Source organism: Streptomyces sp. NPDC028314 (assembly GCF_055565795.1).
In genome coordinates this window covers 97,684-123,264 of sequence record NZ_JBVHTP010000015.1, presented here as the reverse complement: position 1 = coordinate 123,264, position 25,581 = coordinate 97,684, and the positions used below count along the sequence as shown (strand labels likewise).

Annotated in this window: 25 protein-coding genes; 15 read left to right on the top strand and 10 right to left on the bottom strand. The window is 71.1% G+C overall.

What is annotated here, in order from left to right; translation table 11 throughout:
* Positions 1-36: 36 nt before the first annotated feature.
* From pgl to tkt, 5 genes are all read right to left on the bottom strand, one after another.
* A complete protein-coding gene (gene pgl / locus ACZ4TG_RS30295) occupies positions 37-819 on the bottom strand; it encodes a 6-phosphogluconolactonase (RefSeq protein WP_468168640.1) in 783 nt (260 codons plus the stop codon).
* Positions 820-917: 98 nt separating this feature from the next.
* Positions 918-1,952 carry a glucose-6-phosphate dehydrogenase assembly protein OpcA gene (gene opcA / locus ACZ4TG_RS30290; protein WP_468168637.1) on the bottom strand — a complete coding sequence of 345 codons (1,035 nt, stop codon included), beginning with the start codon at positions 1,950-1,952 and terminating at the stop codon, positions 918-920.
* A complete protein-coding gene (zwf, locus tag ACZ4TG_RS30285) occupies positions 1,949-3,475 on the bottom strand; it encodes a glucose-6-phosphate dehydrogenase (protein WP_468168634.1) in 1,527 nt (508 codons plus the stop codon). Before zwf ends, opcA begins: the two co-directional genes overlap by 4 nt.
* A gap of 5 nt (positions 3,476-3,480) precedes the next feature.
* Entirely contained in the window at positions 3,481-4,599 is a 1,119-nt protein-coding gene (tal, locus tag ACZ4TG_RS30280; RefSeq protein WP_468168631.1) for a transaldolase, read from the bottom strand.
* Positions 4,600-4,634: 35 nt separating this feature from the next.
* Positions 4,635-6,722 (bottom strand): transketolase, encoded by a 2,088-nt coding sequence (gene tkt, locus ACZ4TG_RS30275; RefSeq protein WP_468168628.1) that lies wholly within the window; start codon positions 6,720-6,722, stop codon positions 4,635-4,637.
* A gap of 288 nt (positions 6,723-7,010) precedes the next feature.
* Here tkt and ACZ4TG_RS30270 point away from each other — a divergent pair, with 288 nt between their 5' ends.
* The 3 genes from ACZ4TG_RS30270 to ACZ4TG_RS30260 all read left to right on the top strand — a co-directional run bounded on the left by ACZ4TG_RS30270 (position 7,011) and on the right by ACZ4TG_RS30260 (position 9,580).
* Positions 7,011-7,958 carry a heme o synthase gene (locus ACZ4TG_RS30270; RefSeq protein WP_468168894.1) on the top strand — a complete coding sequence of 316 codons (948 nt, stop codon included), beginning with the start codon at positions 7,011-7,013 and terminating at the stop codon, positions 7,956-7,958.
* A gap of 24 nt (positions 7,959-7,982) precedes the next feature.
* Positions 7,983-8,336, top strand: a complete 354-nt coding sequence (locus ACZ4TG_RS30265; RefSeq protein ID WP_468168625.1) for a hypothetical protein — start codon at positions 7,983-7,985, stop codon at positions 8,334-8,336.
* 122 nt (positions 8,337-8,458) lie between these two features.
* The gene (locus ACZ4TG_RS30260) at positions 8,459-9,580 is read left to right on the top strand and encodes an amidohydrolase family protein (RefSeq protein WP_468168622.1); all 1,122 of its coding nucleotides are present in this window, start codon (positions 8,459-8,461) and stop codon (positions 9,578-9,580) included.
* Positions 9,581-9,676: 96 nt separating this feature from the next.
* Here ACZ4TG_RS30260 and ACZ4TG_RS30255 read toward each other — a convergent pair whose 3' ends face one another.
* The 4 genes from ACZ4TG_RS30255 to ACZ4TG_RS30240 form a co-directional block, all read right to left on the bottom strand.
* The gene (locus tag ACZ4TG_RS30255; RefSeq protein ID WP_468168891.1) at positions 9,677-10,645 is read right to left on the bottom strand and encodes a COX15/CtaA family protein; all 969 of its coding nucleotides are present in this window, start codon (positions 10,643-10,645) and stop codon (positions 9,677-9,679) included.
* A 25-nt stretch (positions 10,646-10,670) separates the two neighbouring features.
* Positions 10,671-11,807: a hypothetical protein gene (locus ACZ4TG_RS30250; RefSeq protein WP_468168619.1), complete on the bottom strand. Its 1,137-nt coding sequence runs from the start codon at positions 11,805-11,807 to the stop codon at positions 10,671-10,673.
* 75 nt (positions 11,808-11,882) lie between these two features.
* On the bottom strand, positions 11,883-12,665 hold the full coding sequence (locus tag ACZ4TG_RS30245; protein WP_468168616.1) for an ABC transporter permease: 783 nt from the start codon (positions 12,663-12,665) through the stop codon (positions 11,883-11,885).
* Positions 12,662-13,588 carry an ABC transporter ATP-binding protein gene (locus tag ACZ4TG_RS30240; RefSeq protein ID WP_468168613.1) on the bottom strand — a complete coding sequence of 309 codons (927 nt, stop codon included), beginning with the start codon at positions 13,586-13,588 and terminating at the stop codon, positions 12,662-12,664. Before ACZ4TG_RS30240 ends, ACZ4TG_RS30245 begins: the two co-directional genes overlap by 4 nt.
* A gap of 415 nt (positions 13,589-14,003) precedes the next feature.
* Here ACZ4TG_RS30240 and ACZ4TG_RS30235 point away from each other — a divergent pair, with 415 nt between their 5' ends.
* The 12 genes from ACZ4TG_RS30235 (at position 14,004) to ACZ4TG_RS30180 (ending at position 24,540) form a co-directional block, all read left to right on the top strand.
* On the top strand, positions 14,004-14,762 hold the full coding sequence (locus tag ACZ4TG_RS30235; RefSeq protein ID WP_468168610.1) for a helix-turn-helix transcriptional regulator: 759 nt from the start codon (positions 14,004-14,006) through the stop codon (positions 14,760-14,762).
* On the top strand, positions 14,759-16,174 hold the full coding sequence (gene sufB, locus ACZ4TG_RS30230; RefSeq protein WP_468168607.1) for a Fe-S cluster assembly protein SufB: 1,416 nt from the start codon (positions 14,759-14,761) through the stop codon (positions 16,172-16,174). Before ACZ4TG_RS30235 ends, sufB begins: the two co-directional genes overlap by 4 nt.
* Before the next feature lie 79 nt (positions 16,175-16,253).
* Entirely contained in the window at positions 16,254-17,432 is a 1,179-nt protein-coding gene (gene sufD / locus ACZ4TG_RS30225) for a Fe-S cluster assembly protein SufD (RefSeq protein ID WP_468168604.1), read from the top strand.
* Positions 17,432-17,749, top strand: a complete 318-nt coding sequence (locus tag ACZ4TG_RS30220) for a bifunctional 3-phenylpropionate/cinnamic acid dioxygenase ferredoxin subunit (RefSeq protein ID WP_030009135.1) — start codon at positions 17,432-17,434, stop codon at positions 17,747-17,749. The genes sufD and ACZ4TG_RS30220 overlap by 1 nt, the downstream gene beginning before the upstream one ends.
* A gap of 7 nt (positions 17,750-17,756) precedes the next feature.
* Positions 17,757-18,521: a Fe-S cluster assembly ATPase SufC gene (sufC, locus tag ACZ4TG_RS30215; RefSeq protein WP_393829293.1), complete on the top strand. Its 765-nt coding sequence runs from the start codon at positions 17,757-17,759 to the stop codon at positions 18,519-18,521.
* Complete coding sequence (locus tag ACZ4TG_RS30210) at positions 18,518-19,774, top strand: cysteine desulfurase (protein ID WP_468168600.1); 1,257 nt, start codon at positions 18,518-18,520, stop codon at positions 19,772-19,774. The genes sufC and ACZ4TG_RS30210 overlap by 4 nt, the downstream gene beginning before the upstream one ends.
* Before the next feature lie 13 nt (positions 19,775-19,787).
* Positions 19,788-20,249 (top strand): Fe-S cluster assembly sulfur transfer protein SufU, encoded by a 462-nt coding sequence (sufU, locus tag ACZ4TG_RS30205; protein WP_468168597.1) that lies wholly within the window; start codon positions 19,788-19,790, stop codon positions 20,247-20,249.
* A complete protein-coding gene (locus ACZ4TG_RS30200; protein ID WP_030388904.1) occupies positions 20,246-20,590 on the top strand; it encodes a metal-sulfur cluster assembly factor in 345 nt (114 codons plus the stop codon). Before sufU ends, ACZ4TG_RS30200 begins: the two co-directional genes overlap by 4 nt.
* Positions 20,591-20,821: 231 nt before the next feature.
* Positions 20,822-22,240, top strand: coding sequence for a hypothetical protein (locus ACZ4TG_RS30195; RefSeq protein ID WP_468168594.1), 1,419 nt, complete (start codon positions 20,822-20,824; stop codon positions 22,238-22,240).
* Between the two features lie 5 nt (positions 22,241-22,245).
* Complete coding sequence (locus ACZ4TG_RS30190) at positions 22,246-23,610, top strand: hypothetical protein (protein WP_468168888.1); 1,365 nt, start codon at positions 22,246-22,248, stop codon at positions 23,608-23,610.
* Between the two features lie 64 nt (positions 23,611-23,674).
* Complete coding sequence (locus ACZ4TG_RS30185) at positions 23,675-23,998, top strand: DMT family transporter (protein WP_468168591.1); 324 nt, start codon at positions 23,675-23,677, stop codon at positions 23,996-23,998.
* Entirely contained in the window at positions 23,998-24,540 is a 543-nt protein-coding gene (locus ACZ4TG_RS30180; protein ID WP_468168588.1) for a TetR/AcrR family transcriptional regulator, read from the top strand. Before ACZ4TG_RS30185 ends, ACZ4TG_RS30180 begins: the two co-directional genes overlap by 1 nt.
* 100 nt (positions 24,541-24,640) lie before the next feature.
* Here ACZ4TG_RS30180 and ACZ4TG_RS30175 read toward each other — a convergent pair whose 3' ends face one another.
* Positions 24,641-25,522 (bottom strand): winged helix-turn-helix transcriptional regulator, encoded by an 882-nt coding sequence (locus tag ACZ4TG_RS30175; protein ID WP_468168585.1) that lies wholly within the window; start codon positions 25,520-25,522, stop codon positions 24,641-24,643.
* Positions 25,523-25,581: the final 59 nt, after the last annotated feature.

The window sequence follows — 25,581 nt, the reverse complement described above, 5'->3', positions numbered from 1 at the left end:
GGGGGTGCGGGGCGAGGGCCCCGCACCCCCGGGCCGTCAGGAGGAGGACGGGGGGTACATGTCCGAGGGGAGCCTGGCGGCGGCGGCTCGGTCGAGGAGCCACAGGGTGCGGCTGCGGCCGTAGGCGGCGGCCGCCGGGGCCTGGACCCCGCCCGCGCCGCCGAGGGCGAGGGACACCGCGCCGGCCTTGTCCTCGCCGGCCGCCAGCAGCCAGACCTCACGGGCCGCCCGGATCGCCGGGAGGGTGAGGGTGATCCGGGTCGGCGGGGGCTTCGGGGCTCCGTGGACGCCGACCACGGTGCGCTCGCTCTCGCGGGACGCCGGGTGCTCCGGGAACAGGGACGCCACGTGGGTGTCCGGGCCGACGCCCAGCATCAGCACGTCGAAGCGGGGGACCGGGCCGTGGTCCTCCGGGCCCGCCGCCTTCGCGAGTTCCGCCGCGTACGAGGCGGCCGCCGCGTCCACGTCCGCCCCGTACGGGCCGTCCGAGGCCGGCATGACGTGGACGCGCGCCGGGTCCACCGGGACGGCGTCCAGGAGGGCCGCACGGGCCTGGGTGTGGTTGCGCTCGGGGTCGTCGGCGGGGACGTAGCGCTCGTCGCCCCACCACAGGTCCAGGCGGGACCAGTCGATCGCGTCCCGGGCCGGGGCGGCGGCCAGCGCCGCGAGCAGACCGTTGCCGTTGCGGCCGCCGGTCAGCACCACCGAGGCGCTGCCGCGGGCCGCCTGCGCGTCCACGATCTTCGTGATGAGCCGGGCCGCCGCGGCCTGCGCCATCAGCTCCTTGTCCCGGTGGACGACGACCTGGGGAGTCGTCATACCCATGTTCTTGCCGCCTTCTTGCTCGTTCCTGCGGGGAAATGGCTCGGCCGCCGGCCGGACCCCCGCGAGGGAGTCCGGCCGGCGGCCGTGTCGGTTCACTGCTTGGCCGTGGCCTTCTTGGCAGCGGCCTTGGCGGCGGGCTTCGCCGCCGGGGCGGCAGCGGCCGCCGGATCGGCGGCCTCGGCGGCCGGGGCCGCCGTCGTCGCGTCCAGCCGGGCCACGCCGAACTTCAGCGAGGCCTCGTAGGTGTTGTCCGGGTCCAGCCGGCGCAGCTCCTCCGCCAGCAGCTCGGCCGTGTCGCGGCGCTTGAGCGCCACCGCACGGTCGGGCTGACCCGGCATGCACAGCGTCGCCAGCGCACCGTCCGCGCGGTCCAGGACGATCTCCCCGTCCTTGGTCTGCATGCGCACGGCCGTGAGGCCGGGGCCCGCCGACATGGTGCGCTTGACCGGGACCCCGAGGCGGTCCGCCAGCCACATGGCCAGCAGCTCGCAGCTCGGGTTCTCGTCCTCGCCCTCGACGGTCGCCGAGAGGACGGAGACGCGGCTCTGCTGGTCGAGCGCGGCCGCCAGCATCGAGCGCCACGGAGTGATCCGGGTCCAGGACAGGTCCGTGTCACCCGGCGCGTACGCCTCCGCCCGGTTGCCGAGAGCGGCGGCCGGGTTCTCGCAGGAGTACGTGTCCGTGATCCGGCGCTGGCCGAGCGAGCCCAGCGGGTCGCCCGCCAGGTCCGTCGGAGCGCCCTCCGGCCACCAGACGACCACGGGGGCGTCGGGCAGCAGGAGCGGGAGAACCACCGACTGGGCGTGGTCTACCAGTTCACCGTGCAGGCGCAGCACCACCGTCTCACCCGTGCCGGCGTCGGCCCCGACGCGGATCTCCGCGTCGAGACGGGCGTCGCGGCGGCTGCGCGGCGAGCGGCTGACCCGCTTGACCACGACGATGATCCGCGAAGGGTGTTCGTGGGATGCGTCGTTCGCCGATTTGAGCGCGTCGTACGCGTTCTCCTCGTCGGTCACGATCACCAGCGTGAGGACCATGCCGATGGCCGGCGTGCCGATGTCCCGGCGCGCCTGCACCAACGCGGCGTTGATCTTGCTGGAGGTGGTCTCCGTAAGGTCGATCTTCATGGCCGGCGCCAGCTCCGTCCGTCTCGTGCGAGCATCTCGTCCGCCTCGACCGGCCCCCAGGTGCCCGCCGGGTACTGCGCGGGCTTGCCGTGCTTGTCCCAGTACTCCTCGATCGGGTCGAGGATGTTCCAGGAGAGCTCGACCTCCTGGTGGCGCGGGAAGAGGTTCGCGTCACCCAGCAGAACGTCCAGGATCAGCCGCTCGTACGCCTCGGGGCTGGACTCCGTGAAGGACTCGCCGTAGGCGAAGTCCATCGTGACGTCCCGGACCTCCATGGAGGTGCCGGGCACCTTGGAGCCGAAGCGGACCGTCACGCCCTCGTCCGGCTGGACCCGGATGACCAGGGCGTTCTGTCCCAGCTCCTCGGTCGCGCCCGACTCGAACGGGAGGTACGGAGCGCGCTTGAAGACCACCGCGATCTCGGTCACCCGACGGCCCAGGCGCTTGCCGGTCCGCAGGTAGAACGGGACGCCCGCCCAGCGGCGGTTGTTGATCTCCAGGCGGATGGCCGCGTAGGTGTCGGTCTTCGACTTGGGGTCGATGCCGTCCTCTTCGAGGTACCCGACGACCTTCTCGCCGCCCTGCCAGGCAGCCGAGTACTGGCCGCGCACGGTGTGCTTGCCCAGGTCTTCGGGCAGCTCCACGGCGGTCAGCACCTTGAGCTTCTCCGCCACCAGCGCCTTCGGGTGGAAGGAGCCGGGCTCCTCCATCGCGGTCAGCGCGAGCAGCTGGAGCAGGTGGTTCTGGATGACGTCACGGGCGGCGCCGATGCCGTCGTAGTAACCGGCCCGGCCGCCGATGCCGATGTCCTCGGCCATGGTGATCTGCACGTGGTCGACGTACGACCGGTTCCAGATCGGCTCGAACATGGTGTTGGCGAAGCGGAGCGCCAGGATGTTCTGGACGGTCTCCTTGCCGAGGTAGTGGTCGATCCGGAAGACCTCGTCACGGGGGAACACCTCGTGGACGACCTTGTTGAGCTCCTCGGCGCTCTTCAGGTCGTGGCCGAAGGGCTTCTCGATGACGGCACGCCGCCAGGAGCCCTCCTTCTGCGCCAGGCCGTGGTCCTTGAGCTGCTGGACCACCTTGGGGAAGAACTTCGGCGGGACCGACAGGTAGAAGGCGAAGTTGCCGCCCGTACCCTGCGCCTTGTCCAGCTCCTCTATGGTCGCCTTCAGCGTCTCGAAGGCGGCGTCGTCGTCGAAGTCGCCCTGGACGAAGCGGCAGCCCTGGACCAGCTGCTGCCAGACCTCCTCGCGGAAGGGCGTGCGGGAGTGCTCCTTGACCGCGTCGTGGACCTCCTGGGCGAAGTCCTCGTCCTGCCACTCGCGACGGGCGAACCCGATGAGCGAGAAGCCCGGCGGGAGCAGACCGCGGTTGGCCAGGTCGTAGACGGCAGGCATCAGCTTCTTGCGCGACAGGTCACCCGTAACGCCGAAAATGACCAGGCCGGACGGCCCCGCGATACGCGGGAGCCGCCGGTCCTGTGCGTCACGAAGCGGGTTCGCTCCGTTTACAGACAAGGTGTTCAGGCCTCCGTGGGGGCAAGGCGCTCAAGCTCCGCCTCGGTCGACTTCAGCAGGTCGTTCCAGGACGCCGCGAACTTCTCGACGCCTTCGTCTTCGAGCAGCTGAACGACATCGTCGTACGAGATGCCCAGCTTCGCGACCGCGTCGAGCTCGGCGCGCGACTGCTCGTAGGTGCCGCGGATGGTGTCGCCGGTGACCTCGCCGTGGTCGGCGGTGGCCTCCAGGGTGCCCTCGGGCATGGTGTTCACGGTGCCGGGGGCGACCAGGTCCACCACGTACAGGGTGTCCTTGTACGCGGGGTCCTTGACGCCGGTCGAGGCCCACAGCGGACGCTGCTTGTTGGCCTGCGCCTTGTCCAGGGCGGCCCAGCGCTCGCTGCCGAAGACTTCCTCGAAGGCCTCGTAGGCCAGACGGGCGTTGGCGAGGGCCGCCTTGCCCTTCAGGGCCTTCGCCTCGTCGGTGCCGATGGCGTCCAGGCGCTTGTCGATCTCGCTGTCCACGCGGGACACGAAGAAGGAGGCGACCGAGTGGATCTTGGAGAGGTCCAGGCCGGCGGCCTTGGCCTTCTCCAGACCCGCCAGGTACGCGTCCATGACCTCGCGGTAGCGCTCCAGCGAGAAGATCAGCGTGACGTTGACGCTGATGCCCTTGCCGATGACCTCGGTGATCGCCGGCAGGCCGGCCTTCGTCGCCGGGATCTTGATGAGCGTGTTCGGCCGGTCCACCAGCCAGGCGAGCTGCTTGGCCTCGGCGATGGTCGCCTCGGTGTTGTGCGCCAGACGGGGGTCGACCTCGATCGAGACCCGGCCGTCCTGGCCGTCCGTGGTGTCGTACACCGGGCGCAGGATGTCGGCGGCGTCGCGGACGTCCGCCGTCGTGATCATGCGGATGGCCTCGTCCACGGTGACCTTGCGGGTCGCGAGGTCGGTGAGCTGCTGCTCGTAGCCCTCTCCGCCGCTGATCGCCTTCTGGAAGATCGCCGGGTTGGTGGTGACACCGACCACGTGCTGCTGGTCGATCAGCTCGGCGAGGTTGCCGGACGTGATGCGCTTGCGGGACAGGTCGTCCAGCCAGATCGCCACGCCCTCGTCGGAGAGGCGCTTGAGTGCGTCTGTCATGGGAATTGCATCTCCTACTGGTTCTTGTACCGGCGTCAGCGCGCGGCGGCGGTGAGGGATTCCTTCGCGGCCGCGGTCACGGCCTCGGCCGTCAGGCCGAACTCGCGGTACAGCACGGCGCCGTCGGCGGAGGCACCGAAGTGCTCCAGCGACACGATCCGGCCCGCGTCGCCGACGTAACGGTGCCAGGTCAGACCGATGCCGGCCTCGACCGCTACTCGCGCCTTGACGGAGGGGGGCAGGACGCTGTCCTTGTACGCCTGGTCCTGCTCCTCGAACCACTCGACGGACGGCATCGAGACCACGCGGGCCGGAACGCCCTCGGCCTGCAGCGCCTCGCGGGCGGCGACGGCGAGCTGGACCTCGGAGCCGGTGCCGATCAGGACGACCTGGGCGGGACCGCCCTCGGCCTCGAAGAGCACGTACCCGCCCTTGGCGGCGTTCTCGTTGCGCTCGTACGTCGGCACGCCCTGGCGGGTCAGCGCCAGGCCGTGCGGGGCGCCCTTGCCGAACACCTTGGTGTGGCGCTGCTGGATCTCGCGCCAGGCGATGGCGGTCTCGTTCGCGTCGGCCGGACGGACCACGTTCAGGCCCGGGATGGCGCGCAGCGAGGCGAGGTGCTCGACCGGCTGGTGCGTCGGGCCGTCCTCGCCGAGGCCGATGGAGTCGTGCGTCCACACGTACGTCACCGGGAGGTGCATCAGCGCGGACAGGCGTACGGCGTTGCGCATGTAGTCGGAGAACACCAGGAAGGTGCCGCCGTAGACGCGGGTGTGGCCGTGCAGGGCGATGCCGTTCATGGCAGCGGCCATGGAGTGCTCGCGGATGCCGAAGTGGATGGTGCGGCCGTAGGGCTCCGCACCCGGCAGCGGGTTGCCCACCGGCAGGAACGAGGAGTTCTTGTCGATGGTCGTGTTGTTGGAGCCGGCCAGGTCGGCCGAGCCGCCCCACAGCTCCGGGAGGACCGCGCCGAGCGCCTCGAGGACCTTGCCGGAGGCGGCGCGGGTGGCGACGCTCTTGCCGGTCTCGAAGACGGGGAGGGTGTCCACCCAGCCCGCGGGCAGCTCGTTGGCGTTGATGCGGTCGAACTCGGCGGCGCGCTCCGGGTTGGCGGTGCGCCAGGCGGAGAAGTCCTTCTCCCACGCGGCCTTGGCCTCGCGGCCCCGGTCGAGCGCCTTGCGGGTGTGCGCGATGACCTCGTCGGAGACCTCGAAGGTCTGCTCCGGGTCGAAGCCGAGGACGCGCTTGGTGGCGGCGACCTCGTCGTTGCCGAGCGCCGAGCCGTGCGCGGCCTCGGTGTTCTGGGCGTGCGGGGCCGGCCAGGCGATGATCGAGCGCATCGCGATGAAGGACGGGCGCTCGGTCTCGGCCTTGGCGGCCTCGATCGCGGCGAACAGGGCCTTCGGGTCGAGGTCGCCGCTGGCCTGCGGCGCGACGCGCTGGACGTGCCAGCCGTAGGCCTCGTACCGCTTGAGGGTGTCCTCGGAGACGGCCGTCTCGGTGTCGCCCTCGATGGAGATGTGGTTGTCGTCCCACAGCAGTACGAGGTTGCCGAGCTTCTGGTGGCCCGCGAGCGAGGACGCCTCGTGGGAGATGCCCTCCTGGAGGCAGCCGTCACCGGCGATCGCGTAGATCATGTGGTCGAACGGGGAGGCGCCCTGGGCGGCCTCCGGGTCGAACAGACCGCGCTCGTAGCGGGCGGCCATGGCCATGCCCACCGCGTTGGCCACACCCTGGCCCAGCGGGCCGGTGGTGGTCTCGACACCCTTGGTGTGCCCGTACTCCGGGTGACCGGGGGTCTTGGAGCCCCAGGTGCGGAACGACTTGAGGTCGTCCAGGTCCAGGCCGAAGCCGGCCAGGTAGAGCTGGGTGTAAAGGGTGAGGGACGAGTGCCCCGCGGAGAGCACGAAGCGGTCACGGCCGACCCACTCGGGGTCCGCCGGGTCGTGCCGCATGACCTTCTGGAACAGGGTGTACGCGGCGGGGGCCAGGCTCATCGCCGTACCGGGGTGGCCGTTCCCGACCTTCTGGACCGCGTCCGCGGCCAGAATGCGGGCGGTGTCGACGGCCCGCTGGTCCAGTTCGGTCCACTCGAGCTCTGTGGTGGTCGGCTTGGTGCTCACCGTTGGTCAGGGCTCCTCTCCACATGTCGTTTCCCGGTGACGAACGGTGCACCGGCGCGATTCCGAGCCTACCCCCGCCGGGGCGTGCGGCTATTCGAGTGCCGGTAGTGCGTCGCCTGCTTGGCCACTGGTGTTCACCTGGGCTCCGGCCGATCGGCCCAACACGAGGCGACCCCCGGGCGGGGCGACGTAAGTGCAACGTCTAGAGTGGCGTGGTACGCGCAAGTCTTCACCGGACTTTCATGCCTGAAGAGTGTGAGCCGGAGCTTGCTGGATTCTCTGTCAGGGGTGTGCGTGACGGCCGTCGAATCCCGTCCAGCGGGGGTGCTCGGGACGAGCCCCGGTCACCGGCCGTTCGGGGCCCGGGCCATGGCTTTCGTGGCTTTGACCAAGCCGCGGATCATCGAACTTCTGCTGATCACCACAGTGCCGGTGATGTTCCTGGCCGAGCAGGGCGTGCCGTCGCTCTGGCTGGTTCTCGCGACCTGCTTCGGCGGATACCTGTCGGCGGGCGGCGCGAACGCGCTGAACATGTACATCGACCGCGACATCGACGCGCTGATGGACCGCACGTCCCAGCGGCCGCTGGTGACCGGCATGGTGAGCCCGCGCGAGTGCCTGGTCTTCGGCGTGTCGCTCGGGGTGATCTCCACCCTGTTCTTCGGCCTGCTGATCAACTGGCTCTCGGCCGCGCTCTCGCTCGGCGCGCTCCTCTTCTACGTCGTCGTCTACACGATGCTGCTGAAGCGGCGCACCGCGCAGAACATCGTCTGGGGCGGCATCGCCGGCTGCCTGCCGGTGCTCATCGGCTGGTCGGCGGTGAAGAACGAGGTCTCCTGGGCCGCGGTCATCCTCTTCCTCGTCATCTTCTTCTGGACGCCGCCGCACTACTGGCCGCTGTCGATGAAGGTGAAGGACGACTACGCGCGGGTCGGCGTGCCGATGCTGCCGGTCGTCGCGGGCAACAGGGTCGTGGCGCGGCAGATCGTCCTCTACAGCTGGGTGATGGTGGGCGTCTCGCTGCTGCTCACCCCGCTGGGGTACACCGGCTGGTTCTACACCTCCGTCGCGCTGGTGGCGGGCGGCTGGTGGCTGTGGGAGGCGCACGCGCTGCACTCGCGGGCCAAGGCGGGCGTGACGGGCGCGAAGCTCAAGGAGATGCGGCTGTTCCACTGGTCGATCACCTATGTGTCGCTGCTCTTCGTCGCCGTCGCCGTGGATCCCTTCCTCCGCTGATTACTCACCGGTAGCATGCCGTCCATGGCAGACACCGCAGACGCCCAGGCCACGCCGGGCACGCCGGACAAGAAGCAGGACCGCACCGCCGCCAAGCTGGCCCGGCAGATCGGCGCCTTCGCCAAGCAGCACGGCGGCGCCGAGGGCCAGCTGGCCCACATCGGGCAGGCCGGCACCCGGATCGTGCTCGTCGGTACGGACGGGGGCTGGGGCGACCTGGTGGCCCCGACCTACGCCGTGGCCCAGCTGGCCGCCGAGAAGGCCGCGCTGACCCTCCACGAGGAGTTCGACGGGGAGTTCGCCGCGCGCGTGCGCACCGGCCCCTACGAGTGGACCCGGATGGCCGGTATCCAGCTCGGCGGCCCCGCGAACCCCTGACCCCGGGGCCGCTTCGCCCGCCGGTGGGTCCTCGGTCAACAGCGCGAGCAACACCTGACACCCCGCTCACCCGTTAGGACGTGTGGAAGCCCCTTCCTCACGTCCGCAAACGGGATGCCCGGATGATCGAAACGCCGCCCCTGGTGGACCAGTACTGCCACGGAGTGCTCCGTACGGAGCTGGGCCTCGCCACCTTCGAGGCCCAGCTGATCCGCTCGGCCGGCCCGCCCGCCGCCGGGACCACCTTCTTCGACACCCAGACCGGCTTCGCCGTGCGCCGCTGGTGCCCGCCCCTGCTGGGCCTGGAACCGCACTGCGCGCCCGCCCGGTACCTCGCCCGGCGGCGCGAGCTCGGGGTCGCCGAGTCGGCGCGGCTGCTGCTGCGGGGCTGCGGGACCGGCGCCCGCCTGGTCGACACCGGGGCGGCGGGGGACCTCACCGGCCCCAAGGAGCTGGCCCTGGCCGCCGACGCCGAGGTCTTCGAGCTGGTCCGGCTGGAGTCGCTGGCCGAACAGGTCGCCGACACCTCCGGGACCGCGACCGCCTTCCTGGCCAACCTCGCCGAGGCCCTCCACCACGCCGCCGCCGGCGCCGTCGCGTTCACCTGCGGGGCCGACGCCGGATACCCCGTCGCCCTGGCCTTCGCACCCGAGCCGCCCGGTCCCGGCGAGGTGCACGGGGCGGCCGGGCGGTGGCTGGCCCGCCGGGCCAAGGGCGGGACCGTACGGGACCCCGTACTCCTGCGGCACCTGCTGTGGAGCGCGGTGGCGTCCGGGCTGCCCGTCCAGTTGCACACGGGCCCGGGGGAGCCGGGGGAGCGGCCGGAGCGGGCCGATCCGGCCCTGCTGACGGACTTCGTACGGGCGACCGCGGGCCTCGGGACCCAGCTGGTCCTGCTCGGCGGCTATCCGTACCACCGGCACGCCGCGCGGCTGGCGGCGCTCTTCCCCCACGTCCACGCCGATCTGGGCCCGGCCCTCGCGCAGACGGGGGCGCGGGCGGCGGCGGTGCTGGCCGAGCTGCTGGAGCTGGCCCCCTTCGGGAAGCTGCTGTTCTCCAGCGGCGGGCGGCAACTGCCCGAACTGCACGCGGTCGGCGCCCTGGTCTTCCGGGAGGCGCTGGGCCGGGTGCTGGGCGGCTGGGTCGCCGACGGCGCCTGGTCCTGGCGGGACGCGGACCGGGTCGCGGCGATGATCGCGGCGGGCAACGCCCGCCGCGTCTACCGGCTGGACGGGCGGTCCTGAGCGGCGCCGGAAGGCCGGCACGGCGCTGAAGAGGCGGCGGCGGTGCCGATGGGGCGGCTCCGGCGCCGAAGGGGCGGCAGCCGCGCTGAAGGGCCCTCAGACGGAGGAGAGCAGCGGGTCGCCCTGGGCCGGGATGTCGGCCCGGTCCGCGGTCCGCTCGCGCAGGCTCAGCGCGAGGCGGAGCACGCAGATCCACACCAGGCAGGAACCCAGCATGTGCAGGCCCACCAGGATCTCGGGCAGGTCCGTGACGAACTGGACGTAGCCGACCGCGCCCTGCGCGAGCAGCACGACCAGCAGGTCCCGGGCGCGCGCCCGGGTGTCGACGGGGGCGTCCACCACCCGCAGCACCAGCCACATCGCGACGGCGAGCGCGCACACCGCCCAGGCGGCGATCGCGTGCACGTGCGCGGTCAGCGCCCAGTCGAACGGCATCCGCTTGATCTCGCTCTTGTCGCCGGCGTGCGGACCGGAACCGGTGACCACCGTGCCCGCCGCGATCAGCGTGAAGGCCGTGGCCAGCAGCGCCCACGACAGCTTGCGCACCGGGCCCGGCACGCGCGGCCTGGGGGCGGTGTCGCCCTCGCGGGTGCGCTGCCAGGTGAGGGTCGTCACGGTGACCAGCGAGGTGGCGAGCAGGAAGTGCCCCGCCACGCTGTACGGGTTGAGACCGGTCAGCACGGTGATGCCGCCCAGCACGGCGTTGCCCATCACGACTGCGAACTGGAGCCAGCCCAGCCGGGTCAGCGAGCGGCGCCAGGGCTTGGCCGAGCGGGCCGCGACGATCGTCCAGCCGACGGCCGCGCACAGCACGTACGTCAGCATGCGGTTCGTGAACTCGATGGCGCCGTGAATGCCCTGGGCCTGCGTCGCGACGAGGCTCTCGTCGGTGCACTTGGGCCAGGTGTCGCAGCCGAGACCGGATCCGGTCAGCCGCACCGCGCCGCCGGTGACGACGATGACCACGCTCATGACGAGCGCGGCGAACGCGGCCCGCCGGACGGTCCGGGGTGACGGAGTCCAGCGGCTGGCGATGTAAGCGAGGGGGGTCAACACGGGCCCTATCGTATGCCGACCCTTGTGCAAACTTTCACGAGGGGGTGCCGGGTGGTGAGTCGGGGCCCACGACCAGCCGGAACCTGGCTCCGGCCGGGTCGCCCTCCTCCTGCCACCACAGCCGGATGCGCCAAAGGCCGTTGTCCCCGGGGTAGTCCGCCGACTCCATGAAACCGCGCACCAATTCAGCCGCTACATCCTCGGCTGTCCTGTTCCTCACCTCTGTAATGCTGTGCCATGGATGTCCCTGTACGTTCCACAGTCCGTCCGCGCCCCGCACCTCGATGCGCCACACCGCGAGCCATGGCGTGACCTCCAGCATCGTGCGCACCGCTTCGGCGTCCAGCCGCAGCCGGGCGGCGATCCCGGGCTCCTCCACCCCCTGGATCCGCGCGGCCACCACGGCCTGGGGGAGCAGGCGTTCGGGCAGCAGGCCCCGCGCGCGCAGGCTCACCAGGGAATCGAAGCTCAGGTAGCGCAGCCGCAGTTCCAGCTGGCGGCCGATGTGGTCCAGCGCCTCCTCGGCCTCCTGGGCCTCCTCGGAGCCGGGCGCCGAGAGCAGCAGCCGGCGGAAGCCGGCCTCGGCGTCCACCGCCCAGCCCACCGCGTCCTCGGCGAGGCCGAGCTCGGCGAGCCGGTCCCCGAGGAACACCTTGGCCTGGGCCAGACCCCGGCGGTTGACCGGGTCGTCCTGGTCCAGGGAGGCCCACACCTCGACCGCGGTACGGGTCAGGTCCCGGGCGCGCTCGCCGGCCGCACGCTCCATGGCGCTGGGGCCGCTCTCGGAGGCGGGGCCGAGCGGGTGGCGGGGCAGCCGGGCTTCGTCGCTGAGGGGCCAGGCCAGCCAGACGCCCTGGTTGATCAGACCCCGGGCGTACCAGCGGGCGTACTCCGGGGCGTGCCCGGCCGCCTCCTGCGCGTGCCGCAGCCCCTCCTCGATCGCCGACAGGGCCCCGGCGCGGTCCCCGGCCGCGAACCGGCGGGCCGCGAGGTCGCCCAGGCGCAGCCCCAGCCGGGCGGCGCACTCGGCGTCCGTCCTGGCGGGCTCGCGCAGGGCGCCGATCAGCTCAGCCAGCAGCCGGTCGCTCTCGCCGGGATCCGCCTGCGCGGCGCCCGACCGGATCCTCGCCCACTGCTCGTCCAGCCGCAGAACGGCCTCCCGCTGCGCCATGCCCGCCCCCCGGCGTCGTCGCTGATGTGTGGAGGCGCTCATCCTCCTGCCATGCCAACGTCCGGGGGAAGGGATTCACTCCCAGCGGAAGAACCTCGCGGCGGCGCCCAGGCCCAGCACCGCCCAGCCGGCCAGGATCGCGGCGTCGCCCCAGGGCAGCGCGGCCCCGTGCTGGAGCACCTCGCGCAGCCCGTCGGACAGCGCGGAGATCGGCAGCAGGCCCAGGACGGACTGCACCGCGTCCGGGAACTTCTCCATCGGCACGATCACCCCGCCGCCGACCAGCAGCAGCAGGAAGACGAGGTTGGCGGCGGCCAGGGTCGCCTCGGCCCTGAGGGTGCCCGCCATCAGCAGCCCCAGCCCGGAGAAGGCGGCGGTGCCCAGCAGGACGAGCGCGGCGACCGACAGCGGGTCCCCCTGCGGGGACCAGCCCAGGGCGAAGGCGATCACCGTCAGCAGGGCGATCTGGAGCACCTCGGTGACCAGGACGGACAGGGTCTTGGCGGCCATCAGCGCCCAGCGCGGCAGCGGCGAGGCGCCGAGCCGCTTGAGGACCCCGTAGCGGCGGTCGAAGCCGGTGGCGATGGCCTGGCCGGTGAAGGCGGTGGACATCACGGCCAGGGCCAGGATGCCGGGCGCGAGGAAGTCCACCGACTTCTGGCCGCTGCCCTCCCGGACGGGCACGGTGATGATGTCGACGGCGGAGAACAGCACCAGCAGGAGCGCCGGGATGATCACGGTCAGCAGCAGCTGCTCCCCGTTGCGCAGCAGCATCCGGGTCTCCAGCGCGGTCTGCGCCCAGATCATCCGGGAGACGGGGGCGGCCCCCGGGTTGGGGGTGAACGTACCGGCGCTCATGCGCGCAGCTCCTTGCCCGTGAGCTCGAGGAAGACGTCTTCGAGGGTGTGCCGCTCGACCGCGAGGCTGTCCGGCATCACCCCGTGCTGCGCGCACCAGGACGCGACGGTGGCCAGCAGCTGCGGGTCCACGGCGCCGTGCACCCGGTAGACGCCCGCGCTGAGCTCGGCGGCCCCGGTTCCGTCGGGCAGTGCCTTCAGGAGGGAGGCGAGGTCGAGGGAGGGGCGGCCGGTGAAGCGCAGGGTGTTCTCGGCGCCGCCCCGGCACAGCTGCTCGGGGCTGCCGTGGGCGATGACCTTGCCCGCGTCGACGATGGCCACCTCGTCCGCGAGCTGCTCGGCCTCGTCCATGTGGTGGGTGGTGAGGACGACGGTGACCCCGTCGGCGCGCAGTTCCCGTACGAGGTCCCAGGTCGCGCGGCGGGCCTGCGGGTCGAGGCCGGCGGTCGGCTCGTCCAGGAAGACCAGCTCGGGGCGGCCCACGACGGCCATGGCGAGGGCCAGGCGCTGCTGCTGGCCGCCGGAGAGCCGGCGGTAGGTGGTGCGGCCGCAGCCGCCGAGGCCGAGGCGTTCCACCAGGGTGTCCACGTCGAGCGGGTCGGCGTACAGCCCGGCCATGTGGCGCAGCATCTCGACGGCGCGGGCGCCGGAGTAGACCCCGCCGGACTGGAGCATCACGCCGATCCGCGGGCGCAGGGCCTCGGCCTGGGCGACCGGGTCGAGGCCGAGGACGCGGACGGTGCCGGCGTCGGGGCGGCGGTAGCCCTCGCAGGTTTCCACCGTGGTCGTCTTGCCCGCGCCGTTGGGACCTAGTACCGCGGTGACGGAGGCGCCGGGGACGGTGAGGTCCAGTCCGTCCACCGCGGTCTTCGCGCCGTACCGCTTCACCAGTCCGCGGATCTCCACGGCGGGGTCGTTGCTCATGCGGGTGAGTCTACGGAGGGCCCGAGGGGGCCTTCGGTCCCGGGGGCCGGGGGTCACGGGCCCGGCCATCGGTGACCTCGTGGCGGGTTTTGTCGCGGTCGGATTCGAACACCGGGTCGCGAACACGGCTCTTTTCGGTCGGGTGATCCTGGATGGCCCAGTCGGTTTCGGTGATCTTTTCGGGAACCTGATATTCACCGCTCCGGGACCGTCATGGGCCAAGGATTGCTGGTGGGAGCCGCTTACCCGTTCACCGGCGGGCCCGCGGAGAGTACGGAATGCAGGCCTCCGAATAACTCTGCGTCGATAAATTAGGTAACCCTTAGTGATGGAGGCCACCCGGAGTGGCCTCCATCACGGCTTGTCGATGCTCGGTTAATTACGCAACAATGGCGTTGTGAAATACGGCGAACGGATGATCGAGACCCCCCAGGGGGAACTCGTGACCGGGGAGCGGTCCACCCGCAACCGGGTCGCGCGCTCCATCCTGGACCACGGTCCGTCCACCGTCGCCGACCTTGCCCAGCGTCTCGGCCTCACCCAGGCCGCCGTCCGCCGGCACCTCGACGCACTCGTCGCGGACGACGTCGTCGAAGCCCGGGAGCAGCGTGTGTACGGCGCACGCACCCGGGGCCGGCCCGCCAAGGTCTTCGCGCTCACCGACTGCGGCCGCGACGCCTTCGACCAGTCCTACGACTCGCTCGCCGTGGAGGCCCTGCGCTGGATCGCGCAGTCCGCCGGCGGCGGCGACCAGGGCGAGGCGGCGGTGGCGGCCTTCGCCAGGGCGCGGATGGCCGCACAGGCCGAGACCTACCGGGAAGCGGTGGACGCCGCGGACCCCGCGGACCGCACCGAGGCCCTTGCCAAGGCGTTGACGGCCGACGGGTACGCTGCTACGGCGAAGAGCGCTCCCGGTCCGCACAGCGGTGAACAGCTCTGCCAGCACCACTGCCCGGTCGCCCATGTGGCCGAGCAGTTCCCGCAGCTCTGCGAGGCGGAGACCGAGGTCTTCTCCCGCCTGCTCGGGACACACGTGCAGCGACTCGCCACGATCGCCCACGGCGACGGGGTGTGCACGACGTTCATTCCGCGCAGCGGAAGCGCCGGCGCCACGGGCGCCACACAGACCGACACATCAGTATCTGCAAGTACGGCCGGGAGGAACCCCGCATGACCACGGAGACTGCTCACCCTGAGCTCGATGGCCTGGGCACCTACGAATACGGCTGGGCCGACTCCGACGCGGCCGGTGCCGCTGCCAAGCGGGGTCTGTCCGAGGAGGTCGTCCGCGACATCTCGGCGAAGAAGTCCGAGCCGGAGTGGATGCTCAACCTCCGCCTCAAGGGCCTGAAGCTGTTCGACAAGAAGCCCATGCCGAACTGGGGCTCCGACCTCTCGGGCATCGACTTCGACAACATCAAGTACTTCGTGCGCTCCACCGAGAAGCAGGCCGCTTCGTGGGAGGACCTGCCGGAGGACATCAAGAACACGTACGACAAGCTCGGCATCCCGGAGGCGGAGAAGCAGCGCCTCGTCGCCGGTGTCGCGGCGCAGTACGAGTCCGAGGTCGTCTACCACCAGATCCGCGAGGACCTGGAGGAGCAGGGCGTCATCTTCCTCGACACGGACACCGCGCTCAAGGAGCACCCGGAGCTCTTCCAGGAGTACTTCGGCACGGTCATCCCGGTCGGCGACAACAAGTTCGCGTCGCTGAACACCGCCGTGTGGTCGGGCGGCTCGTTCATCTACGTGCCCAAGGGCGTCAAGGTCGACATCCCGCTCCAGGCCTACTTCCGTATCAACACGGAGAACATGGGCCAGTTCGAGCGGACGCTGATCATCGTCGACGAGGACGCGTACGTCCACTACGTCGAGGGCTGCACCGCCCCGATCTACTCCTCGGACTCGCTGCACAGCGCCGTGGTCGAGATCATCGTGAAGAAGGGCGGCCGCTGCCGCTACACGACGATCCAGAACTGGTCGAACAACGTCTACAACCTGGTCACCAAGCGCGCCGTGGCGTACGAGGGCGCGACCATGGAGTGGGTCGACGGCAACATCGGTTCCAAGGTCACCATGAAGTACCCGGCCGTCTACCTGATGGGCGAGCACGCCAAGGGCGAGACCCTGTCCATCGCCTTCGCGGGCGAGGGCCAGCACCAGGACGCCGGCTCCAAGATGGTCCACATGGCGCCGAACACCTCCTCGAACATCGTCTCCAAGTCGGTGGCGCGAGGCGGCGGCCGTACCTCGTACCGAGGCCTGGTCGAGATCGGCGAGGGCGCCCACGGCTCCAAGTCGAACGTGCTGTGCGACGCGCTCCTGGTCGACACGATCTCCCGCTCGGACACGTACCCCTACGTGGACGTCCGCGAGGACGACGTCTCCATGGGTCACGAGGCCACCGTCTCCAAGGTCTCCGACGACCAGCTCTTCTACCTGATGAGCCGCGGTCTGACCGAGTTCGAGGCCATGGCCATGATCGTGCGCGGCTTCGTCGAGCCCATCGCGCGTGAGCTGCCCATGGAGTACGCGCTGGAGCTGAACCGGCTGATCGAGCTGCAGATGGAGGGCTCGGTCGGCTAGTCCCGGCCGTCCCGCAATCCCCGCAGCACATTCTTTGACGCAGGCAGTGCTTTTTAAGAGAGCGAGCAACACGACAGCCATGGCTGAGGCTCAGAACATTCCGGCGGGCTCGACCACCGCCGGCTCGATCGCGGTGGCCGCCGAGTCCACCGTCGCCACCCGGATGAGCGCGCCCCCGTCCTTCGACGTGGCGGACTTCCCGGTCCCCAACGGCCGCGAGGAGGAGTGGCGGTTCACCCCGCTCGCCCGCCTCAAGGGCCTGCACGACGGCACCGCGGTCGCCGACGGCACCATGAAGGCCCAGATCGACGCGCCCGAGGGCGTCACGATCGAGTCGGTGGAACGCGGCGACGCGCGCATCGGCAAGGCCGGCACCCCGGTGGACCGGGTCGCCGCGCAGGCGTTCTCGTCCTTCGCCAAGGCCACGGTCGTCACCGTGCCCAAGGAGGCCGTCCTGACCGAGCCCGTGCGCGTCACGCTGCACGGCGAGGGTGGCACCACCTTCGGCCACACCGTCTTCGACGTGCAGGCGTTCGCCGAGGCCGTCATCGTCATCGACCACACCGGTGACGGCGTGCGCGCCGCGAACGTCGACTTCCTGATCGGCGACGGCGCCAAGCTCACCGTCGTCTCGGTGCAGGACTGGGACGACACCGCCGTCCACGTCTCCCAGCACAACGCGCTGGTCGGCCGCGACGCGACCTTCAAGTCGATCGTGGTCACCTTCGGCGGCGACCTCGTACGCCTCCACCCGCGCGTGACCTACGCCGGCCCCGGCGGCGAGGCGGAGCTCTTCGGCCTGTACTTCACGGACGCCGGCCAGCACCAGGAGCACCGCCTCCTGGTCGACCACAGCGCCCCGCACTGCAAGTCGAACGTGGTCTACAAGGGCGCGCTCCAGGGCCAGGACGCCCACGCCGTCTGGATCGGTGACGTGCTCATCGAGAAGACCGCCGAGGGCACCGACACCTACGAGATGAACCGCAACCTCGTCCTCACGGACGGCGCGCGGGTCGACTCGGTGCCGAACCTGGAGATCGAGACCGGCGAGATCGTCGGTGCCGGCCACGCCTCCGCGACCGGCCGCTTCGACGACGAGCAGCTTTTCTACCTCCAGGCCCGCGGCATCCCGGCCGACGAGGCCCGCCGTCTGGTCGTGCGCGGCTTCTTCGCCGAGCTCGTCCAGCAGATCGGTGTCGACGACATCGAAGAGCGCCTGCTCACCAAGATCGAGACCGAGCTCCAGGGTTCCGTCTGATGAATTACGTCAAGGCCTGTGCGCTGAGCGAGCTGGAGGAGAACACCCCCAAGCGGGTGGAGCTCGACGGCACGCCGGTGTCCATCGTCTCCACCGAGGGGGAGGTGTTCGCGATCAACGACATCTGCTCGCACGCGAACGTCTCGCTCTCGGAGGGCGAGGTCGAGGACTGCATGATCGAGTGCTGGCTGCACGGATCGGCCTTCGACCTGCGCACCGGCAAGCCGTCCGGCCTGCCCGCGACGCGCCCCGTACCCGTATACCCCGTAAAGATCGAAGGGGACGACGTGCTCGTCTCCCTCACCCAGGAGTCCTGAGGTATCCATGGCAACGCTTGAAATCCACGACCTGCACGTCTCCGTCGAGGCCGAGAACGGCGCCCGCGAGATCCTCAAGGGCGTCGACCTCACCGTCAAGCAGGGTGAGACGCACGCAATCATGGGTCCGAACGGCTCCGGCAAGTCCACGCTGGCGTACTCGCTGGCCGGTCACCCGAAGTACACCATCACCGGTGGCACCGTGACCCTCGACGGCGAAGACGTCCTGGAGATGACCGTCGACGAGCGCGCCCGCGCCGGCGTCTTCCTCGCCATGCAGTACCCGGTCGAGGTCCCCGGCGTCTCGGTCTCCAACTTCCTGCGGACCTCGGCCACGGCCATCCGCGGCGAGGCCCCCAAGCTGCGCACCTGGGTGAAGGAGGTCAAGTCCGCGATGGAGCAGCTCCAGATGGACCCGGCCTTCGCCGAGCGCAACGTCAACGAGGGCTTCTCCGGCGGTGAGAAGAAGCGCCACGAGATCCTCCAGCTGGAGCTCCTCAAGCCGAAGATCGCGATCCTCGACGAGACCGACTCCGGCCTCGACGTCGACGCGCTGCGCATCGTCTCGGAAGGCGTCAACCGCGTCCGCGAGACCGGTGAGGTCGGCACCCTGCTGATCACGCACTACACGCGCATCCTGCGCTACATCAAGCCCGACTTCGTGCACGTGTTCGCGAACGGTCGTATCGCCGAGTCCGGTGGCGCCGAGCTGGCGGACCAGCTGGAGGCCGAGGGCTACGACAAGTACGTGAAGGGTGGCGCGACCGCGTGACACAGCTGCCTGGCCTCCTCGACATCGAGGCGATCCGCAAGGACTTCCCCCTGCTGGATCGTGTGGTCCACGACGGGAAGAAGATCGTTTACCTGGACAACGCGGCGACCTCGCAGAAGCCGCGCCAGGTGCTCGATGCGCTGAACGAGTACTACGAGCAGCACAACGCCAACGTCCACCGCGGCGTGCACGTGCTCGCCGAGGAGGCCACGGCGCTGTACGAGGGCGCCCGCGACAAGGTCGCCGCCTTCATCAACGCACCGAGCCGCGACGAGGTGATCTTCACCAAGAACGCCTCGGAGTCGCTCAACCTGGTCGCGAACATGCTCGGCTGGGCGGACGAGCCCTACCGGGTCGACCGCGAGACCGAGATCGCCATCACGGAGATGGAGCACCACTCCAACATCGTGCCGTGGCAGCTGCTCTCGCAGCGCACCGGCGCGAAGCTGAAGTGGTTCGGCCTCACCGACGACGGCCGGCTCGACCTGTCCAACATCGAAGAGGTCATCACGGAGAAGACGAAGATCGTCTCCTTCACGCTGGTCTCCAACATCATGGGCACGGTCAACCCCGTCGAGGCGATCGTCCGGCGCGCCCAGGACGTCGGCGCCCTCGTGCTGATCGACGCCTCCCAGGCCGCTCCGCACATGCCGCTGGACGTACAGGCGCTCGGCGCCGACTTCGTGGCCTTCACCGGCCACAAGATGTGCGGCCCGACCGGCATCGGCGTTCTCTGGGGCCGCCAGGAGCTGCTGGAGGACCTGCCGCCGTTCCTCGGTGGCGGCGAGATGATCGAGACCGTGTCGATGCACGCCTCGACCTACGCCCCGGCGCCGCACAAGTTCGAGGCCGGTACGCCCCCGATCGCCCAGGCCGTCGGCCTCGGCGCGGCCGTGGACTACCTGTCCGCGATCGGCATGGACAAGATCGCCGCGCACGAGCACGCGATCACGGAATATGCGGTCAAGCGCCTGCTGGAGGTCCCCGACCTGCGGATCATCGGCCCCACCACGGCCGAGGACCGCGGCGCCGCGATCTCCTTCACGCTGGGTGACATCCACCCGCACGACGTGGGTCAGGTGCTGGACGAGCAGGGCATCGCGGTCCGCGTGGGACACCACTGCGCACGCCCGGTCTGCCTGCGCTACGGAATTCCCGCGACGACGCGAGCGTCTTTCTACCTGTACTCCTCTCCCGCCGAGGTCGACGCGCTGATCGACGGGCTGGAGCACGTACGGAACTTCTTCGGCTGACGACGGGGACGCTGTGAAGCTGGATTCGATGTACCAGGAACTGATCCTGGACCACTACAAGCACCCGCACGGGCGTGGCCTGCGCGAAGGCGACGCCGAGGTGCACCACGTCAATCCGACGTGCGGTGACGAGATCACGCTGCGCGTGAAGTACGACGGCGAGACGCTGACGGATGTCTCGTACGAGGGCCAGGGCTGCTCCATCAGCCAGGCCAGCGCGTCCGTGCTGAACGAGCTGCTCGTCGGCAAGCAGCTGTCCGAGGCGCAGAAGATCCAGGGCGTGTTCCTGGAGCTGATGCAGTCCAAGGGCAAGATCGAGCCGGACGAGGAGATGGAGGAGGTGCTGGAGGACGCGGTCGCGTTCGTCGGCGTCTCCAAGTATCCGGCGCGCGTGAAATGTGCTCTGCTGAGCTGGATGGCGTGGAAGGACGCGACCGCCCAGGTGCTGGGCGACGCGGAGAGGAAGACGGCATGACCGAGAACGCGACGCCCGAGGCGTCGATCAAGCCGGCCACCGAGGAAGAGGTCCGTGAGGCCCTCTACGACGTGGTCGACCCCGAGCTGGGCATCGACGTCGTCAACCTGGGCCTGATCTACGGCATCCACATCGACGACGCGAACATCGCCACCCTCGACATGACGCTCACCTCGGCGGCCTGCCCGCTGACGGACGTCATCGAGGACCAGGCGAAGTCGGCGACGGACGGGATCGTCAACGAGCTTCGGATCAACTGGGTCTGGATGCCCCCGTGGGGCCCGGACAAGATCACGGACGATGGCCGTGAGCAGCTGCGCGCGCTCGGTTTCAACGTCTGAGCGACGCCCGCTCGTGAGGGCCCCCGGCACGGTCGTGCCGGGGGCCCTCCCTGTTTTCCGGGCGGCGGACCGGGTTGCCGGCTTGGCTGCCGTCCGGGCCGCTGTCCGGGTCGCTGTTTTCCGGGTCGCTGTTCTCCGGGCCGACAAGTGAAGTGCACCGGGCGTTGGCCACGGTGGCCGAATCTTCTCGACGGCCGTCACACAGTGACGGCGCACACGAGAGGACCAGATGTGACCGTTCGCCTCACACCGGCCCGCCGCTGCGGTGCCGTGGGCGCCGCAGGGGTCGCGGCCCTGCTCCTCGCGGGGCTCACCGGGCCCGCGTACGCGGAGACGGGATACGCACCCGTGACGCTCACGCTGTCCGCGACCCACCTCAGCGGTGCGGTGGGCGCCACCGGCGACCCGACCGTCACGGTCGACGTCGAGCAGGCGGGCGTCCCGGCCGGATTCCTGCGGCTCCAGGTGACCGCCTCCAGCAATCCGGCCGTGGCCGCCGTGGGCGACGTTCGGCAGGAGCGCACGCCGGACGGCGACCGGAAGCTGACGGTCCGGGCCCGCGGCCAGGGGTACACCGACCTGACCCTCCAGGTCACCGGGCGCGGCGGGAAGACCGCCACGGCCGTCCTCTCCTACGCGGCTTCCGCCCGGGTCGACTCCGCGCACGGCACCCGCTACCTCACCGGCTCCTCGGACGCCTCGGCCGCCGTGGACGTCGGCGGCGGCTACGCGCTGGTCGCTGACGACGAGTCGAACGTGCTGCGGCTGTACGACCGCTCCCGATCCGGCGCACCGGTGAAGGCCTGGGACCTCGGCGCCGCCCTCGGCCTGAAGAAGGAGGCCGACATCGAGGCGGCCGCCCGGGTCGGCGACACCGTCTACTGGACGGGCTCGCTGGGCAACAAAAAGGACGGCACGTACAAGGCGGAGCGCAACACCGTCTTCACCACGAAGGTCACCGGCTCGGGTGCCGGGACCGAGGTCCGCCTCGGCAGCGCCTACAAGGGCCTGCGCGAGGACCTGGTCGCCTGGGACACCGCCCACGGCAACCGCTACGGCTTCGCGGCCGGAACGGCGAACGGCCAGGTCCCCAAGCAGATCGACGGGTTCAACATCGAGGGGCTGGAGTTCGCCCCAGGCTCCTCCACCACCGCCTACCTGGGGTTCCGCGCCCCGCTGGCGCCCGCGGTGCCCGGCGGCAAGGCGCTGATCGTGCCCGTCACCCACATCGACCGGGTCGTCGCGGCGGGGGCCCGGCCCGTCTTCGGCGAGCCGCTCGAACTGGACCTCGGGGGGCTCGCCGTCCGCGACATCCGCAGGAACGCGGCCGGCCAGTACCTGATCCTGGCCGGTTCGTACGCCGCCGACGACAACTCCGACCCGTACGCGCTCTACCAGTGGGACGGGGTCCCCGGGCACGCCCCGCGCAAGCGCGCGGACCTGCCCACCACCGGTCCCGGCGGGTGGGAGGCCGTGGTGGCCGTACCCGACCTGCGGGCGCCCGGCGCCCGCGTCCAGCTGATCACCGACAGCGGCTCAGCCGACCTGTACGGGGACGGCAAGGAGGCCAAGGACCTCGACCACCCGGAGTGGCAGAAGGCCCGGTCCGCATGGTTCACGCTCGGCCCGACTCGTGGGGGACACCGATGAAGCAGATGAAGACGCAGCTGGGCATAGCGGGTCTGGCGGCGCTGCTGCTCGCCGGGACGAACGCGCCGGCCCAGGCGGTGGGTTACGGGACGCCGACCATCGCGTTCTCCGCGTCGTACCTGTCCGGCGCCGTCGGCGGGGCCGGGGATCCCGTCGTGGACGTGACGGTCGGGCAGAGCGGCGCCGACGCGTCCGCGCTGACCGTCAGCGCGACCGCCTCCAGCAAGGCCTCGGTCGCCGGAACGGGGGACGTCACCGTCACCGGGGCCGGGGCGGTACGGCAGCTGGCCGTCACCGCGCGGGGCCGCGGCTACACGAACCTGACCGTCAAGGTGGCCGGCCTGGGCGGCAAGAGCGCCACCAAGACCCTGTCCTACGCCGCTTCGGCCGCCGTGCAGAACCCGGCCGACGCGCGGTACTTCACCGGGGCCTCGGACTCCTCGGCCGCCGTGGACGTGGGCGGCGGCTACACCGTGGTCGCCGACGACGAGTCCAACGTGCTGCGGCTGTACGACCGTTCCCGCTCCGCCGCCCCGCTGCGGATCTGGGACTTCAGCTCGCAGCTCGGCGTCTCCAAGGAGGTGGACATCGAGGGGGCGACCCGCATCGGCGACACCGTCTACTGGACTGGCTCGCTCGGCAACAACAAGGACGGCGAGTACAAGGCGCCCCGGAACACGGTGTTCACCACCACGGTCAGCGGCTCCGGGGCGACCACACAGCTCGCGTACGGGAAGTCGTACAAGAAGCTCCGCGACGACCTGGTGGCCTGGGACAAGGCGAACGGGAACCGCTACGGGTTCGCGGCGGGCACGGCGGCCGGCGAGGTGCCGAAGCAGATCGACGGCTTCAACGTGGAGGGGCTGGAGTTCGCCCCCGGCTCCACCACCACGGCCTACCTGGGCTTCCGCGCCCCGCTGGCCCCGGCCGTACCCGGCGGCAAGGCGCTGGTCGTGCCGGTGACCAACTTCGACAAGGTGCTCTCCAGCGGCGCGAAGGCCGTCTTCGGGGCGGGCATCGAGCTCGACCTCGGCGGGCTGGCCGTCCGGGACATGCGCAGGAGCGCGGCCGGCCAGTACCTGATCCTGGCGGGCTCCTGGGCCGCCGACGACAACTCCGACCCGTACGCGCTCTACCAGTGGGACGGGGTCCCCGGGCACGCCCCGGTCAAGCGGGCCGATCTGCCGACCGCCGACCCGGGGGGCTGGGAGGCCATCGTGGAGGTGCCGGCCCTGTCCGTGGCGGGCGGGCGGGTGCAGCTGATCACCGACAGCGGCTCCGCCGACCTGTACGGGGACGGGACCGAGGCCAAGGACCTGACGCACCCGGAGTGGAAGAAGGCGCGGGCGGCCTGGTTCACGCTGGACTGAGCCCGAACCCTGTCTCGGGCAGAGATGTGTACGGGCGTACGCAACGATGTGTACCCTTGTACACATGCCCTACGTACTGCTTGCCGCGGCCATCGCCGCCGAGGTCGCCGGAACCACCGCCATGAAGTTCAGCGACGGCTTCACGAAGCTGTGGCCCTCGCTGGGCACGCTGCTGGGCTACGCCATAGCCTTCACGCTGCTCGCCCAGACGCTGAAGTCGATGTCGGTGGGCACCGCGTACGCGATCTGGGCCGGCGTCGGCACGGCCGCCATCGCCGCCATCGGCATGGTGTTCATGGGGGAGGCCGCGACCGCCGCCAAGATCGCCGGGATCGCGCTGATCATCGGCGGGGTGGTCCTGCTGAACCTCGGCGGGGCGGCGCACTGATGGCGGCCGGAGCGGTCCGCCGCTACGACCCCGAGCGGCGGCAGCGGATCATCGACGCGGCGATCCGGGTGGTGGCGGCCAAGGGCATCGCGGGCCTGAGCCACCGCAGCGTGGCGGCGGAGGCGGACGTGCCGCTGGGGTCGACGACCTACCACTTCAAGACCCTGGACGACCTGCTGGTGGCGGCGCTGCGCCAGGCGAACGAAGCCTTCGCCCCGGCGCTGCCCGCCCCGGGGGCCGACCTCGCGGGGGCGCTGGCGCGGTTGCTGGGCGAGTTCCTGGCGGCGGACCGCGACCGGGGCCGGGTTGAGCTGGAGTACGAGCTCTACCTGGCGGCACTGCGGCGCCCGGCCCTGCGGCCGGTCGCGGCCGAGTGGTGCGAGGCGGTGGCATCGGCGCTGGGCGGCCGGACCGACCCGGTGACGGCGCGGGCGCTGGTGGCCGTGATGGACGGGATCAGCCTGCAAGTGCTGCTGACGGACGCCGAGTACGACGAGTCGTACGCGCGGGACATCCTGGGCCGGGTCCTGGCGGGGGCGTGATCCCGCGCGGCGCCGCCCTGCCCGGGGGGCGGCGCCGCGGGCGCGGGCGGGGCCGGGGCGGGGCGAATCCGGAACGGGGCGGCGGCGGGGCGGAGCCGGGTCAGGAGGCCGAGGCCTCGCGGACCACCGTCAGGGCCCTGCGGACGCTGGCCTCGATGTCCGTGATCGGGTAGATGACCTCGCGCACCGTCCGGTCCCGGTCCACCACCAGCGTCAGCCGCTTGAGCCGGCTCGTCCCCGCGACCCGGAGCGTCGGCAGCCGGAGCGCCGCCGTCAAGGTGAGCTCCGCGTCCGAGAGGAGCGGGAAGCGCAGCCCCTCCGACTCCGCGAACTCCCGCTGCTCGTCGGTCCGTTGGGTGGAGACCCCGTGCACCGTGGCGCCCGCCGCCGTGAACTCGGCCAGCTGGTCGCGGTAGGTGCAGGACTCGAACGTGCAGCCCTTCGCCCCGGGGATCCCCGCCCACCCCGGCGGATAGGACTCGGCCCGGGCGTACGCCCCGGGGAAGCAGTACAGGACCGTGAACGGCGTGTCCGCCACCGGGTCGCGCGGCTCCCCGAACCGGTCCGGCAGCAGCAGCTCCGGGACCGCGGTGCCGCGCAGCGCGTGGACCCGTACCGCCTCCGTCGAGGATTCCTCGGTCGTAGCCGTCATCTCTCCCTCTCCCAGGACCCAGGTGTCACCCCAGTCCTGGAGGGCCACCAGGACCGGCAGCAGCCCCCGCCCGCGCGGGGTCAGCCGGTATGCGTGCCGTACCGGACGCTCCTGGTACGGCTCGCGCGACAGCACCCCGGCTTCGACGAGCAGCTTCAGCCGCTCGGTGAGCACCTTGCGGGAGACACCGAGCTCGCGCTGGAACTCCTCGAAGCGGTGCAGGCCGCGCGCGGCGTCGCGCACGATCAGCAGCGTCCACCAGTCCCCCACGACGTCGAGGGCCTGGGCGATGGAGCAGTCCGCGTCGCCGAGGGGCGTGCGCTGGGCCATGGGCACTCCTTTGTCCGTTGACCCAAGGCTGCCATGCTGACATAGTCAGTTCCCAAAAG